Source organism: Pseudomonas asturiensis (assembly GCF_900143095.1).
GTDB lineage: Bacteria > Pseudomonadota > Gammaproteobacteria > Pseudomonadales > Pseudomonadaceae > Aquipseudomonas > Aquipseudomonas asturiensis.
In genome coordinates this window covers 1-14,631 of the sequence record NZ_FRDA01000017.1, presented here as the reverse complement: position 1 = coordinate 14,631, position 14,631 = coordinate 1, and the positions used below count along the sequence as shown (strand labels likewise).

At 59.2% G+C, this 14,631-nt stretch carries 11 protein-coding genes; 8 read left to right on the top strand and 3 right to left on the bottom strand.

All coding sequences use genetic code 11. The features are described 5' to 3' along the window. Window positions 1–39: 39 nt before the first annotated feature. On the top strand, window positions 40–960 hold the full coding sequence (rdgC, locus tag BUB69_RS23105; RefSeq protein WP_073171073.1) for a recombination-associated protein RdgC: 921 nt from the start codon (window positions 40–42) through the stop codon (window positions 958–960). A gap of 84 nt (window positions 961–1,044) precedes the next feature. Next, a complete protein-coding gene (locus BUB69_RS23100; RefSeq protein ID WP_073171070.1) occupies window positions 1,045–2,010 on the top strand; it encodes a bile acid:sodium symporter family protein in 966 nt (321 codons plus the stop codon). 94 nt (window positions 2,011–2,104) lie between these two features. On the opposite strand, the gene BUB69_RS23095 is transcribed toward BUB69_RS23100, so the two are convergent. Beyond that, window positions 2,105–3,979 (bottom strand): MFS transporter, encoded by a 1,875-nt coding sequence (locus tag BUB69_RS23095; RefSeq protein WP_073171067.1) that lies wholly within the window; start codon window positions 3,977–3,979, stop codon window positions 2,105–2,107. A gap of 222 nt (window positions 3,980–4,201) precedes the next feature. Between BUB69_RS23095 and BUB69_RS23090 the strand changes: the two genes are divergently transcribed. Next, entirely contained in the window at window positions 4,202–7,675 is a 3,474-nt protein-coding gene (locus BUB69_RS23090) for a hybrid sensor histidine kinase/response regulator (protein WP_073171064.1), read from the top strand. A gap of 151 nt (window positions 7,676–7,826) precedes the next feature. Here BUB69_RS23090 and BUB69_RS23085 read toward each other — a convergent pair whose 3' ends face one another. Beyond that, window positions 7,827–8,765 carry an aspartyl/asparaginyl beta-hydroxylase domain-containing protein gene (locus BUB69_RS23085; protein WP_073171060.1) on the bottom strand — a complete coding sequence of 313 codons (939 nt, stop codon included), beginning with the start codon at window positions 8,763–8,765 and terminating at the stop codon, window positions 7,827–7,829. A gap of 166 nt (window positions 8,766–8,931) precedes the next feature. Beyond that, entirely contained in the window at window positions 8,932–9,906 is a 975-nt protein-coding gene (gene cysK, locus BUB69_RS23080; protein ID WP_073171056.1) for a cysteine synthase A, read from the bottom strand. Window positions 9,907–10,029: 123 nt separating this feature from the next. On the opposite strand from cysK, the gene BUB69_RS23075 reads away from it, so the two are divergent. From BUB69_RS23075 to BUB69_RS23055, 5 genes are all read left to right on the top strand, one after another. Then, window positions 10,030–11,100 carry an AsmA family protein gene (locus BUB69_RS23075; RefSeq protein WP_073171052.1) on the top strand — a complete coding sequence of 357 codons (1,071 nt, stop codon included), beginning with the start codon at window positions 10,030–10,032 and terminating at the stop codon, window positions 11,098–11,100. A gap of 161 nt (window positions 11,101–11,261) precedes the next feature. Then, complete coding sequence (locus BUB69_RS23070; protein WP_024686296.1) at window positions 11,262–12,107, top strand: AAA family ATPase; 846 nt, start codon at window positions 11,262–11,264, stop codon at window positions 12,105–12,107. 39 nt (window positions 12,108–12,146) lie between these two features. Next, window positions 12,147–13,325, top strand: a complete 1,179-nt coding sequence (locus BUB69_RS23065) for a vWA domain-containing protein (RefSeq protein ID WP_073171049.1) — start codon at window positions 12,147–12,149, stop codon at window positions 13,323–13,325. A gap of 195 nt (window positions 13,326–13,520) precedes the next feature. Further along, complete coding sequence (locus tag BUB69_RS23060; protein ID WP_073171046.1) at window positions 13,521–14,243, top strand: WbqC family protein; 723 nt, start codon at window positions 13,521–13,523, stop codon at window positions 14,241–14,243. Between the two features lie 106 nt (window positions 14,244–14,349). Further along, the coding region (locus BUB69_RS23055; protein ID WP_141121894.1) for a transposase at window positions 14,350–14,631 on the top strand (282 nt) is incomplete at its 3' end.

Sequence of the window (14,631 nt, the reverse complement as noted above, 5' to 3'; positions counted from 1 at the left end):
AATAATGCCCCCCTTTGTATAGAAGGAGAGATTCACCTCATGTGGTTCAAAAACCTGCTTGTCTATCGCCTGACCCAGGATCTGCCTTTTGACGCCGAGGCGCTGGAAACGGCACTGGCGACCAAACCGGCGCGCGCCTGTGCCAGCCAGGAGTTGACCACTTACGGTTTCGTCGCGCCCTTCGGCAAGGGTGAGGACGCTCCATTGGTGCACGTCAGCCAGGACTTCCTGCTGATCGCCGCCCGCAAGGAAGAACGCATTCTGCCGGGCAGCGTCGTACGTGACGCGCTCAAGGAAAAAGTCGAAGAGATCGAGGCCGAGCAAATGCGCAAGGTCTACAAGAAGGAACGCGATCAGCTCAAGGATGAAATCATCCAGGCCTTCCTGCCTCGCGCCTTCATCCGTCGTTCGGCAACCTTCGCCGCCATCGCGCCCAAGCAAGGCCTGATCCTGGTCAACGCTTCCAGCCCGAAACGCGCTGAAGACCTGCTGTCTACGTTGCGCGAAGTGATTGGCTCGCTGCCGGTTCGTCCGCTGACTGTCAAGGTCTCGCCAAGTGCGACCATGACTGACTGGGTCAAGACCCAGAAAGCCGCCGACCACTTCTTTGTTCTGGACGAGTGCGAACTGCGCGACACCCACGAAGACGGCGGCATTGTGCGCTGCAAGCGTCAGGACCTGACCGGCGATGAAATCCAGCTGCACCTGAGCACCGGCAAGGTCGTGACTCAACTGTCGCTGGCCTGGCAGGACAAACTGTCGTTCGTGCTGGACGACAAGATGGTCGTCAAGCGTCTGAAGTTCGAAGACCTGCTGCAGGATCAGGCTGAACAGGACGGCGGCGACGAGGCGTTGGGTCAGCTGGATGCCAGCTTCACCCTGATGATGCTGACCTTTGGCGAATTCCTGCCGCAGTTGTTCGAAGCACTGGGCGGCGAAGAAGTCCCTCAGGGCATCTAACGCAATAACGCTGTGGGTCCAAGCAAAGCGCCGTCTCTATAGACGGCGCGTTTATCTGGCACGTATAAAAAGAAGGAGCAGACCATGCGCGCCCTCGCCGCCTTGAGTCGTTTTGTCGGCAACACCTTTGCGTACTGGGTGCTGCTGTTCGCCATTCTGGCGTTCCTGTTTCCCCAGGTGTTCATCGGCCTCAAAGGCTGGATTGTGCCGCTGCTGGGGCTGGTCATGTTCGGCATGGGCCTGACCCTCAAACTCGAAGATTTCTCTGAAGTCGCACGTAACCCCTGGCGCGTCGCGCTGGGTGTGGTCGCGCACTTTGTCATCATGCCGGGCGTTGCCTGGTTGTTGTGCCAGGTGTTCCAGTTGCCGCCTGAAATTGCCGTCGGCGTGATTCTGGTGGGCTGCTGCCCGAGCGGGACATCGTCCAATGTCATGGCCTGGCTGGCCAAGGGTGATCTGGCGCTGGCTGTCGCTATTGCAGCCGTCACCACCCTGCTTGCACCGCTGCTGACCCCGACACTGATCTGGTTCCTGGCTTCGGCCTGGCTGCCGGTGTCCTTCATGGATATGTTCTGGTCGATCCTGCAACTGGTGATGCTGCCCATTGTGCTAGGCGTTGTGGCGCAACGCCTGCTGGGCGCGCGGGTCAGCTATGCGGTGGATGTGTTGCCACTGGTGTCGGTGGTGAGCATCGTGATGATCGTCTGCGCCGTGGTGGCGGCGAGTCAGGCGAAGATCGCTGAATCCGGGCTGTTGATCATGGCCGTGGTGATTCTGCACAACACCTTCGGCTTCCTGCTGGGCTACTTCACCGGCAAGGTCTTCAAGCTGCCATTGCCCCAGCGCAAGTCGCTCGCACTGGAAGTCGGCATGCAGAACTCAGGGCTGGGCGCCGCACTGGCCAGCGCCCATTTCTCGCCACTGGCGGCCGTGCCGAGTGCGCTGTTCAGCGTGTGGCACAACATTTCCGGTGCGTTGCTATCGACGTATTTCAGGAAAATGCCGGAGGAGGCAAGCGAGGCGGCGCCGCGTAAGTCGGCGGTGGATTGACCCTATGTATGGGCTGACCTGATCGCCCCTTGCGGGCATTGCTGCGATCAGGTCCAGATGTTTGGCAGTCGGCGCTACGCGCAGGCTGCCAATCCTAACGCCCCGCCCCTCTCAACCCCTTCACCTGCTCGCGCACCTCCACTGGCGCGGCGGCGTCTGCCGCAATGGGCGCACCCGCCACGAGTACAACCCGTGACCAGAAACGGCGAAACAGCCCCTTCTCGGGATCGCGACTGAAGAAGCTGCCCCACAACCCTTGCAGCGCCATCGGGATCACTGGCACGGCCGTTTCCTGAAGAATGCGCGTCATGCCGCTTTTGAACCCGCTGATCTCGCCATCCGTGGTGAGTTTGCCCTCTGGAAAGATGCACACCAGCTCGCCATCGGCCAGGTAACGGGCAATGCGTTTGAAGGATTGTTCGTAGATCTCCATGTCTTCGTTACGTCCGGCAATCGGGATGGTGCCGGCCGTGCGGAAGATGAAGTTGAGCACGGGCAACCGGTAGATCTTGTAGTACATGACGAAGCGGATCGGTCGCCGGACCGCACCGGCAATCAGCAGCGCATCGACAAAGGACACGTGGTTGCAGACCAGCAGTGCGGCGCCCTCTTCGGGAATCTGATCGAGGTTACGATGCTCGACCCGGTACATGGAATGGCCCAGCAGCCAGATCAGGAAGCGCATGGTGAATTCGGGCACGATCCTGAAGATGTAGACGTTGACCGCCACGTTGAGCAACGACACCACCAGAAACAGATGCGGAATCGTCAGCTCGGCAAAGCTGAGCAGCAGGATGGAGACAATCGCTGACAGCACCATGAACAATGCATTGAGGATGTTGTTGGCCGCGATCACCCGCGACCGTTCTTTCTCGGGCGTGCGTGACTGGATCAAGGCATACAGCGGCACAATGTAGAAACCGCCGAAGACGCCAATGCCCAGGATGTCGAACAGAATCCAGCGACCCTGCGCGTAGCCCAGCACCGCCAGCCAGTCGTTGGCCTGAACGTTCTGGGGAAAGCCGCCCGAATGCCACCACAACAGCAGACCGAACACGGTGATCCCCATGGAACCGAAGGGCACCAGACCGATTTCCACCTTGTGCCCGGACAGACGCTCGCAGAGCAGCGAACCCAGTGCGATACCCACAGAGAAAACCGTAAGGATCAGCGTGACCACGGTTTCGTCGCCAGACATCAACTGCTGGGCGTAGGCCGGAATCTGCGTGAGGTAGATAGCCCCGACAAACCAGAACCATGAATTACCCACGATGGAGCGCGACACGGCAGGCGTTTGCCCAAGCCCCATGCGCAACGTCGCCCAGGACTGGGTGAAGATGTTCCAGTTGAGCTTCATTTCAGGAGAGGCCGCAGCCGCACGCGGGATACCGAAGCTGGCCAGAAACCCGAGGCACGCAATCAACACGATCGCTGCCGAGACGATCCAGGCGTAGTGCGTGGCGGACATCATGACACCGGCACTGATGGTGCCCGCCAGAATCGCCAGAAAGGTGCCCATCTCGACCAGCGCGTTACCGCCCACCAGCTCGCTCTCGCGCAGGTGCTGCGGCAGGATCGAATATTTCACCGGCCCGAACAGCGCCGAATGCGTACCCATCGCGAACAGCGCAGCGAGCATCATCCACAGATGATTGAACAAAAAGCCTGCAGCCCCGACCGCCATGATGACGATCTCGCCGAACTTGATGATCCGGATCAGCGTGTCCTTGGGATACTTCTCGCCGAACTGTCCGGCCAGTGCAGAAAACAGAAAGAACGGCAGAATGAACAGCAAGGCGCACAGGTTGACGTAGATCGAGCGATCCCCGTCGATGGCAAGCTTGTACAGAATGGCGAGGATCAACGACTGTTTGAAGACGTTGTCATTGAATGCCCCGAGGGACTGCGTAACGAAAAACGGCAGGAAGCGCCGTTTTCCTAGAAGGCTGAATTGTGACTGCTGGCTCATCGTCCGTGGTCCTGAGAGGCTTGGGCACACTGGCGTCGCCGCCAATCCGAGGCACATTGAAGACGCAACGCAGCATAATGTCGATAGGATATTTCCGGTCGCCAGGTATGCCGAGCGTGTTGGGCAGTCTGCGACACCCCGCCACGCTCGACCTTGGTCGAGAAAGACGAAGTGCTGCGGTCGTGCGAGACTGCGTGCTGTCGATACGTTCTGGAATCCGATATGTCGCTGTCCAGCGGGCTGATCGCCGCCGTTGCCCTGTCCTATATGGCAATCATGTTTGCCATTGCCTTCTATGGCGACCGCTACAGCGCATCGCTGCGCCCGACCATGCGTGCCTGGGTGTACAGCCTGTCGCTGGCAGTCTATTGCACCAGCTGGACGTTCTTCGGCGCGGTGGGTCAGGCAGCCGAACAGCTGTGGTCGTTCCTGCCCATTTACCTGGGGCCGATCGTGCTGATGGTGCTGGCGCCCTGGGTGCTGCAGAAGATGGTGCTGATCAGCAAGCAGGAAAACATCACCTCAATTGCCGACTTCATTGCGGCGCGTTACGGCAAATCCCAATCACTGGCCGTCATGGTCGCGCTGATCTGCCTGATCGGCATGCTGCCGTACATTGCGTTGCAGCTCAAAGGCATCGTGTTGGGAGTCAATATCCTGATCGGTGCCGTGGCCGATTCCACCGGCACGCGCGCTCAGGACACCGCGCTGGTGGTGTCGCTGATTCTGGCGCTGTTCACCATCGTGTTCGGGGCGCGCAACCTGGATGTGACCGAGCACCATCGCGGCATGGTTCTGGCCATTGCCTTCGAGGCGCTGGTGAAGCTGTTCGCGTTCATGGCCGTCGGGGTGTTCGTGACCTTCGGCCTGTACGACGGTTTTGATGACCTGTTCAACCAGGCCAAGCTGGCGCCGCGCCTTGAGGAGTACTGGAAAGACACGATCAACTGGCCGTCGATGTTCGTCCAGACCGGCGTGGCGATGATGGCGATTGTCTGCCTGCCCCGACAGTTCCACGTCACGGTGGTGGAGAACATAGAGCCGCAGGACCTGAATCTGGCCAAGTGGGTGTTTCCTGCCTATCTGGCGCTGGCCGCACTGTTCGTCGTGCCGATCGCTCTGGCTGGGCAGATGCTACTGCCCGACTCGATGCTGCCGGACTCGTTCGTGATCAGTCTGCCATTGGCCCATGCACACCCGTCGCTGGCGCTGCTGGCATTTATCGGCGGCGCATCGGCTGCAACCGGCATGGTGATCGTGGCCTGCGTGGCACTGTCGACCATGATTTCCAACGACATGCTGCTGCCCTGGCTGTTGCGGCGCAAGAACACCGAGCGGCCGTTCGAGGCATTCCGCTACTGGATGCTGTCGGTGCGCCGCATCAGTATTGTGATGATTCTGCTGCTGGCCTACGTCAGCTACCGGATGCTGGGCTCGACCGCCAGTCTGGCAACGATTGGCCAGATCGCCTTTGCCGCAATCACTCAGTTGGCACCGGCCATGTTCGGCGCTCTGTACTGGAAGCAGGCCAACCGACGCGGTGTGTTCGCGGGGCTGGCGGCCGGGATTTTCATCTGGTTCTACACGCTGGTGCTGCCCGTCGCGGCCCACAGCATGGGCTGGCCGCTGGAGGCCTTTCCGCTGCTGGCATGGCTGCACAGCAACCCGTTCGACTTGCCGATCACGCCGATGACCCAAGGTGTGCTGCTGTCCATGGCGGGCAACTGCACGCTGTTCGCCTGGGTGTCGATGCTGTCGCGTACGCGCGTCACCGAACACTGGCAGGCGGGTCGCTTCATCGGCCAGGAAACCCAAGGGCGAGCCTACATGCGCCCGCTGCTGGCCGTGCAGATCGAAGACTTGCTCAGCCTTTCGGCGCGGTTCGTCGGCGAAGAGCGGGCGCGTCAGAGCTTTACCCGTTTCGCCTACCGTCAGGGCAAAAGCTTCAACCCCAACCAGAATGCCACGGGCGACTGGATCGCCCACACTGAACGACTGCTGGCCGGTGTGCTGGGCACGTCTTCGACCCGAGCGGTCGTGAAGGCGGCCATTGAAGGCCGGGACATGCAGCTCGAAGACGTGGTGCGTATCGCTGACGAAGCGTCGGAGGTGCTGCAATTCAACCGGGCACTGCTGCAAGGCGCCATCGAAAACATTACCCAAGGCATCAGCGTCGTCGATCAGTCGCTGCGGCTGGTGGCGTGGAATCATCGGTATCTGGAGCTGTTCAACTACCCCGAAGGCCTGATCGGCGTGGGGCGTCCGATTGCCGACATCATCCGTTACAACGCCGAGCGCGGGCTGTGCGGGCCCGGTGAAGCCGAGGTACACGTGGCAAGGCGACTGCACTGGATGCGTCAGGGCCGCGCTCATACATCCGAGCGGCTGTTCCCCAACGGCCGGGTCATCGAGCTGATCGGCAACCCGATGCCCGGTGGCGGTTTCGTCATGAGTTTCACCGACATCACCGCGTTCCGCGCTGCCGAGCAGGCCCTAAAAGGGGTCAATGAACGCCTTGAGCAGCGGGTAACAGAGCGCACCCACGAGCTGTCGCAACTGAACCAGGCCCTGACCGAGGCCAAGGGCACCGCCGAAGCAGCCAATGAATCCAAGACCCGTTTTCTGGCTGCGGTCAGCCACGACCTGATGCAACCCCTGAACGCCGCCCGGTTGTTTTCCGCCGCACTGTCGCATCAGGAGGAAGGTATCTCCAGCGACGCCCAGCAGCTGATCCAGCACCTGGACAGTTCGTTGCGCTCGGCCGAGGACCTGATCAGCGACCTGCTGGATATCTCGCGCATCGAGAACGGCAAGATCGCCCCGGATCGTCAGCCCTTCCCGCTCAATGCGCTGTTCGACACCCTCGGAGCGGAATTCAAGGTGCTGGCACAGGAACAGGGCCTGAAGTTTCGCGTCAGGGGCAGCGCGTTAAGGGTCGACAGCGACATCAAGCTGTTGCGCCGCGTGCTGCAAAACTTCCTGACCAATGCGATCCGCTATGCCAAAGGCCCGATTTTGCTGGGTGTCAGGCGTCGTGGTGACAACCTTAGCCTGGAGGTCTGGGACCGGGGTCCGGGCATTCCCGAAGACAAACGCCAAGTAATTTTCGAAGAGTTCAAACGTCTGGACAGTCACCAGACTCACGCGGCCAAAGGGTTGGGCCTGGGGTTGGCGATTGCCGACGGCCTGTGCCGAATTCTCGAACATCCCTTGCAGGTTCGCTCCTGGACCGGCAAAGGCAGCGTGTTCAGCGTGCAGGTTCCCCTCGCCTCGGCCCAGACGCCGTTGCCTGCCAAGCGGGTCGAGATCAGTCGGCCTGCGCTGAACGGCACGCAGGTGCTCTGCGTCGACAACGAAGACAGCATCCTGATTGGCATGAACAGCCTCCTGTCGCGCTGGGGCTGTCAGGTGTGGACCGCACGTAATCGTCAGGAATGCGAGGCGTTGCTGAACAATGGCGTCCACCCGCAGATCGCGCTGGTGGACTATCACCTGGACGAGGGTGAAACCGGCACCGAACTGATGGCCTGGCTCAGAACCCGTCTCGGGCAGCCCGTGCCGGGCGTCTTGATCAGCGCAGACGGTAGACCCGAACTGATTGCACAAGTGCATGCCGCGGGGCTCGATTACCTGCCCAAGCCGGTCAAGCCCGCGGCATTGCGTGCGTTATTGAGCCGGCACGTGAGTTTGAGTTGAGACGCAGGATGATCATCATCAAGCGGTAGGGAGAGCATCTTCGATTGGCGCTCTGCGATGTCGGCATGGGTTTGAAGCGTCGATGTGGACGAACCTCCACATGAGCATCAATCTGCAACCCGTACCGACACCGACCTGAACAGGCGGGTTTTCAACCAAACAACCAGTAGCCCAGCACAGTCAGGACCAGCACCGCCAGCACAGGGCGCAACACACGGTAGGCCTTGGGGTTGCTGCGCTTGAACTGCTTGACCTTGCCACTGAAACCGTCGCTGAAGCGCTTGCTGAATGCATACGCCTGGTTGATGCCGCCGACGCGTTCGTCGTCCAGGTTCTGCGGCGCGGTTGCACGGCCCAGAAACGCACTGACACTGCGGTTCACCCGAGTCATCAGGCGATTGGTCAATGGACGCTCGATGTCACAGAACAGAATCACGCGGGTCTGGGTGGTTTCGTTCTTGACCCAATGCACGTAGGTCTCGTCAAACATCACGTCTTCGCCATCGCGCCACGAGTATTCCTTGCCATCAACGAAGATCCGGCAGTCGTCGGAATTGGGCGTGGACAAGCCCAGGTGATAACGCAGGGAACCGGCAAAGGGGTCGCGATGCGGATTGAGGTGGCTGTCGCCCGGCAACAGGGCAAACATCGCGCCCTTGACGTTGGGAATGCTGTTGACCAGCGCAACGGTCTTCGGGCACAGCGCCTCGGCCGATGGCAGCGCCTTGTCGTACCACTTCAGGTAGAAACGCTTCCAGCCCTTCTTGAAAAACGAACCGAAACCGGCGTCGTTGTTCTTCTCGGCGGCGCGAATATAACCTTCGTCGAACAGGTGCATCGCCTCATCACGGATGGTTTCCCAGTTGTCCTTGAGCACATCCAGTTCAGGAAACTTGCTGCGGTCCAGGTACGGCTTGGACGGCACGCGGGAAAACAGGTACATCAGCGCGTTGTAGGGCGCGAACAGCGCCGAATGGTTCACGAACTGCCGCAATAACGGCAGTCGCGCCTGGCCGCGCAGGTGCACGTACAGTGTGCTGCCCAGAAAAAGCATCAGGATCAATGCCTTGGCAGCAAATGAAAGGGTCATGAAACTCTCCTTGGAGCGGGCAGACAACGCTGAACGTAACGCTGGTCGTGAGTCAGTGCAAAGCACCAGAAGCGCCGGACGACCCGTGAAGATCGCCCGGCGCTCGAAAGGTGGCCATCATAAACCCTTGAACCGCCCGCATGAAGCTCACACTGTCGAAGATGTGTTACTGCGCCAGCTCCTGATCGGTGAACAGGTCGCTGAACAGCATGGTCGACAGGTAGCGCTCGCCGGAGTCCGGCAGGACGACAACGATAGTCTTGCCCTGCATTTCCGGTTTCTCTGCCAGACGCACCGCCGCTGCCATCGCCGCGCCGCAGGAAATACCGCACAGGATGCCTTCTTCCTTCATCAGCCGACGGGCCATGGCTTTGGATTCCTCGTCCGTCACCCGCTCAACCCGGTCGATCAGCGAAAGATCGAGGTTTTTCGGGATGAAGCCCGCACCGATCCCCTGGATCTTGTGTGGATTGGGCTTGATCTCCTCACCGGCCATCGCCTGGGTGATGATCGGCGAGCCATCCGGCTCGACGGCGACCGACAGAATAGGCTTGCCGGCGGTATGCTTGATGTAGCGCGACACGCCAGTGATCGTACCGCCGGTGCCCACGCCCGCGACCAGTACGTCGATGGCACCGTCGGTATCGTTCCAGATTTCAGGGCCGGTGGTCTTTTCATGGATGGCCGGGTTGGCCGGATTCTCGAACTGACCCGGCATGAAGTAATGCTCGGGATTGCTAGCGAGCAGCGCCTCAGCTTCGGCGATAGCGCCTTTCATGCCCTTGGCAGGCTCGGTGAGCACCAATTCGGCACCTAATGCCTTGAGCACCTTGCGACGCTCTATGCTCATGGACGCGGGCATGGTCAGCGTCAATTTATAGCCTCGGGCTGCAGCGACGAAGGCCAGCCCGATACCGGTATTGCCCGAGGTAGGCTCGACGATGGTCATGCCCGGCTTGAGTTTGCCGCTGCTTTCAGCGTCCCAGATCATGTTGGCACCGATACGGCACTTCACGGAGTAACCCGGATTACGCCCTTCGATCTTGGCCAGAATGGTGACACCCCGGGGCGCGATACGATTGATCTGCACCAGCGGCGTGTTGCCGATGGAATGGGCGTTATCAGCGTAAATACGGCTCATGGATATGTCCTTGTGCACATCGGTAAATAAACAAAGCCTATGCCGCCAGCCGTTGGGCGTCCAGTATCACCGAACCGATGCTGCCGAACGCAGTCAACCCTTAACTGCAACCGGAGACTCGTCATGAAACGTCGCTACAGTTGGCCGCTATGGACGCTGGCCACGCTGGTAGTCCTGCTGATTGGCCTGCACATCGCCCTGCCCTACATGGTGCGCAACTACTTGAACGAAAAGCTCGCCGACATGGGCGACTATCGCGGTCAGGTCACTGATGTGGACCTGGCCCTGTGGCGTGGTGCGTACCGGATCAAGGGGCTGAACATCGTCAAGGTCGACGGCAAGGTGCCAGTGCCCTTCGTCAAGGCACCGATCATTGAGCTGGCCGTAAGCTGGCACTCGCTCTGGTTCGACCACGCCGTCGTCGCCGAGGTTTTATTTATCGACCCGGAAATCAACTTCGTCGATGGCGGCAACAATAAACAGGCGTCCCAGACCGGTCAGGGCACCGACTGGCGCACCCAGTTGAACAAGCTGTTGCCCATTACCCTGAACGAAGTGCGCATCGGCAACGGGCGTATCACGTTCAACAACTTCAGCTCGACGCCCAAGGTGACCATCGAGGCCGATCGGGTCAACGCCAGTTTCTATAACCTGACCAATGTGGTGGACGTCGAAGGCAACCGCGACGCCAGCTTCGAAGGCAAGGCGCGTCTGCTGGGCCACGCCAGCCTGGAAAGCTCTGCCCGCTTCGACCCGCTCAGCAACTTTCAGGATTTCGACTTTCGCCTGCGCGCCACCGGCATTCAGCTCAGGAAACTCAACGATTTCTCCTCGGCATACGGCAAGTTCGACTTCAACGCTGGCAACGGCGATCTCGTGATCGAAGCCCAGGCGGATAAAGGCCAGTTGAGTGGCTACATCAAACCGCTGCTGCGCAACGTCGATGTCTTCAACTGGCGTCAGGACGTGCAGGACAAAGACAAGAGCGTGTTTCGTTCCATCTGGGAAGCGCTGGTAGGCACCAGCGAAACCGTGCTCAAGAACCAGCGTCAAAACCAGTTCGCCACCCGTGTCGACCTCAGCGGCAGCGTCCGCCAGCAAGACATCAGCGGCTTCCAGGCGTTTTTGCAGATTCTGCGTAATGCGTTCGTCCAGGCGTTCAATGCGCGTTACGAGAGCAACAAGGACTCCTGATCCCTGTCTCACCCCGGTCAAACCGTGACGCCCCATTCAAGAACTGAATGGGGCGTCTGCGTTCACAGGCGTCCGGTGCGCACGTTATAGTCGAGGCATGTTTGGCCACCATTTCGGCGTGCGGGCTCTGCGCCGCGCATGTCCTGCGAGAGGATTGATTGATGAAGTTTGAAGGCACCCCGGCATACGTCGCCACTGACGATCTGAAGCTTGCGGTCAACGCGGCGATCACTCTGGAGCGTCCGCTGCTGGTCAAGGGTGAGCCGGGCACCGGCAAGACCATGCTCGCCGAGCAACTGGCCGAGTCCTTCGGTGCGCGGTTGATCACCTGGCACATCAAGTCGACCACCAAAGCGCATCAGGGTCTTTACGAATACGATGCCGTCAGTCGTCTGCGCGACTCGCAGCTGGGCGTGGACAAGGTTCACGATGTGCGCAACTACCTGAAGAAAGGCAAGCTCTGGGAGGCTTTCGAGTCCGAAGAGCGCGTGATCCTGCTGATCGACGAAATCGACAAGGCCGACATCGAGTTCCCCAACGACCTGTTGCAGGAACTCGACAAGATGGAGTTCTACGTTTACGAGATCGATGAAACCATCAAGGCGAAACAGCGCCCGATCATCATCATTACCTCCAACAACGAAAAAGAGCTGCCGGACGCGTTCCTGCGTCGCTGCTTCTTCCATTACATCGCCTTTCCGGACCGTGCGACGCTGCAGCGTATCGTTGACGTTCACTACCCGAACATCAAGAAGGACCTGGTCAGCGAAGCGCTGGATGTCTTCTTCGACGTGCGCAAGGTGCCGGGCCTGAAGAAGAAACCTTCAACGTCCGAGCTGGTGGACTGGCTCAAGCTGCTGATGGCCGACAACATCGGCGAAGCCGTGTTGCGCGAGCGCGACCCGACCAAGGCCATTCCGCCGCTGGCAGGCGCCTTGGTCAAGAACGAGCAGGACGTGCATTTGCTGGAGCGGCTGGCGTTCATGAGCCGTCGCGGCAATCGCTGATCCTCTTCATTCACCCTGCCACGAAAAAGGGCGACAGCCATGCTGCTCAACCTGTTCAACGAAATGCGTGCGGCCAAGGTGCCCGTGTCTCTGCGCGAGCTGCTGGACCTGATCAATGCGCTGAAACAGCGGGTCATTTTCGCCGACATTGACGAGTTCTACTTTCTGGCGCGCACGATTCTGGTCAAGGATGAACGCCATTTCGACAAGTTTGACCGGGCATTCGGCGCCTACTTCAATGGCCTGGAAAAGCTCGACGATCACCTGCAGGCGTTGATCCCGGAAGACTGGCTGCGCAAGGAGTTCGAGCGCTCGCTGAGCGATGAAGAGCGGGCGCAAATCCAGTCGCTGGGTGGCCTCGACAAGCTGATCGAAGAATTCAAGAAACGCCTGGAAGAACAGAAAGAACGCCATGCCGGTGGCAACAAATGGATCGGCACCGGGGGCACCAGCCCGTTCGGCTCGGGCGGTTATAACCCCGAAGGCATTCGGGTCGGTGACGCGGGCGAGCGCAAGGGCAAGGCCGTCAAGGTCTGGGACCAGCGCGAATACAAGAACCTGGACGATCAGGTGGAACTGGGCACGCGCAACATCAAGGTCGCCTTGCGGCGCTTGCGCAAGTTCGCTCGTCAGGGCGCGGCAGACGAGCTGGACATCGATGGCACCATCGACCACACCGCCCGCGATGCCGGGCTGCTGAACATCCAGATGCGCCCGGAGCGGCGCAACACCATCAAGCTACTGCTGTTGTTCGATATCGGCGGCTCGATGGACGCCCACGTCAAGGTCTGCGAAGAGCTGTTCTCGGCCTGCAAGACCGAGTTCAAGCACATGGAGTATTTCTACTTCCATAATTTCGTGTACGAATCGGTGTGGAAGAACAACCTGCGCCGCGGCTCAGAGCGAACCTCGACCCAGGACCTGCTACACAAATACGGTGCGGACTACAAAGTGATCTTCATCGGTGATGCTTCGATGGCACCTTATGAAATCACCCAGCCCGGCGGCAGTGTCGAGCACTGGAACGAAGAAGCAGGCTACGTATGGATGCAGCGTTTCATGGCCAAGTTCAAGAAGGTCATCTGGATCAATCCCTATCCGAAAGACACCTGGGGCTACACAACATCGACGCACATCGTGCGCGACCTGGTCGAAGACCAGATGTACCCACTGACCTTGCGCGGCCTGGAGGAAGGCATGCGTTATCTGGTCAAATAAACGCCCCCGCCTCTTTATCAAGCCAGTCATCGACTGGCTTTTTTCAAACCGACAAACAGCATGTTCACTTTGTAACTTCGAACTACGCTCTGGTTTCTGACAATCATTCAGACGGTCATGTGCTGACTGAGTAAGTCGTTTTGCTGTTACTCCATCGTTTTGCCTGAGCAACCGTCGCGACTTCGCGGGTTACTTATGATTGAAACGCTCGGGATCATGCAGCCTTACTTTTTCCCCTATATAGGTTATTTTCAACTCATCGCCGCGGTGGAACGCGGACTGATCTTCGATATCGTTAAATACAAACGCAAAAGCTGGATGAACCGCAACCGGGTGCTGGACGGCCACGGTGGCTGGCAGTACATCAAAGTCCCGGTCACCGCCAAAGACGGAACACTGATCAAGGACGCCACGATCATCGATTACACGGCCGCCCATACACGGATCAGGAACCAGCTGGAGCACTATCGCTGCAAGGCGCCGTACTTCAAGCCTGTGATGCAATTGATCGACCTCACGTTCGACTCGCCGGGCACCACGCACATCAGTGACTTGAATACCCGCTCACTTAGCGTTGTGTGTGATTACCTGGGCCTGCCGTTCAAGTGGAAGACCTGCTCGGAAATGAAGTTTGATTTGCCCGCTATTCAACATGCAGGGCAATGGGCACTGGAAATCAGCACCTTGATGGAAGCCCGTCAATACATCAATGCCACGGGAGGACGCGCGATCTATGTCGCCGAGGAATGGCAGGAACGCGGTATTGAACTGCGCTTCCTGACACCCTCTTCATTCAGTTATTGCACGGTTCCTGCTTCCCACTTTATCGAGCACCTTTCGATCGTGGACATCTTGATGTGGAACAGTCCTGATACGGTGCTGGCTTATATACACAATGAAACAAGGGCCGTTATATAAACGGCCCTTTATCAGGATTCATCACTCTGTTTCATGCCGTTAAGGAATCTCCGAACAAGTCCCAAGATGTGATGAAATACGCCTGACCACCTGATCCGAGCCGCCCATGAGCCAGATGAGCTTTTCCGATTTCGAATATGCCGGCAAGCGCAAGCAGACACGCCGCGAACGCTTCCTCGCCGAGATGGATCAGGTCGTGCCCTGGACAGGTCTACTGGGCCTGATCGAGCCGTTCTACCCCAAGGCCGGCGGTGGTAGAAAACCTTATCCTCTGGAAACCATGCTGCGCATTCATCTGCTGCAGAACTGGTTCTCCCTGAGCGACCCGGCCATGGAAGAAGCGCTCTACGAAATCACGCCCATGCGCCAGTTTGCACGCCTGACCTTG

Coding starts and splice junctions, on each gene's coding strand:
- BUB69_RS23075 (WP_073171052.1), top strand. CDS start 10,030: ATGAAACGTCGCTACAGTTGGCCGCTATGGACGCTGGCCACGCTGGTA.
- BUB69_RS23070 (WP_024686296.1), top strand. CDS start 11,262: ATGAAGTTTGAAGGCACCCCGGCATACGTCGCCACTGACGATCTGAAG.
- BUB69_RS23085 (WP_073171060.1), bottom strand. CDS start 8,765: ATGACCCTTTCATTTGCTGCCAAGGCATTGATCCTGATGCTTTTTCTG.
- BUB69_RS23090 (WP_073171064.1), top strand. CDS start 4,202: ATGTCGCTGTCCAGCGGGCTGATCGCCGCCGTTGCCCTGTCCTATATG.
- BUB69_RS23060 (WP_073171046.1), top strand. CDS start 13,521: ATGATTGAAACGCTCGGGATCATGCAGCCTTACTTTTTCCCCTATATA.
- BUB69_RS23065 (WP_073171049.1), top strand. CDS start 12,147: ATGCTGCTCAACCTGTTCAACGAAATGCGTGCGGCCAAGGTGCCCGTG.
- BUB69_RS23100 (WP_073171070.1), top strand. CDS start 1,045: ATGCGCGCCCTCGCCGCCTTGAGTCGTTTTGTCGGCAACACCTTTGCG.
- cysK (WP_073171056.1), bottom strand. CDS start 9,906: ATGAGCCGTATTTACGCTGATAACGCCCATTCCATCGGCAACACGCCG.
- BUB69_RS23095 (WP_073171067.1), bottom strand. CDS start 3,979: ATGAGCCAGCAGTCACAATTCAGCCTTCTAGGAAAACGGCGCTTCCTG.
- rdgC (WP_073171073.1), top strand. CDS start 40: ATGTGGTTCAAAAACCTGCTTGTCTATCGCCTGACCCAGGATCTGCCT.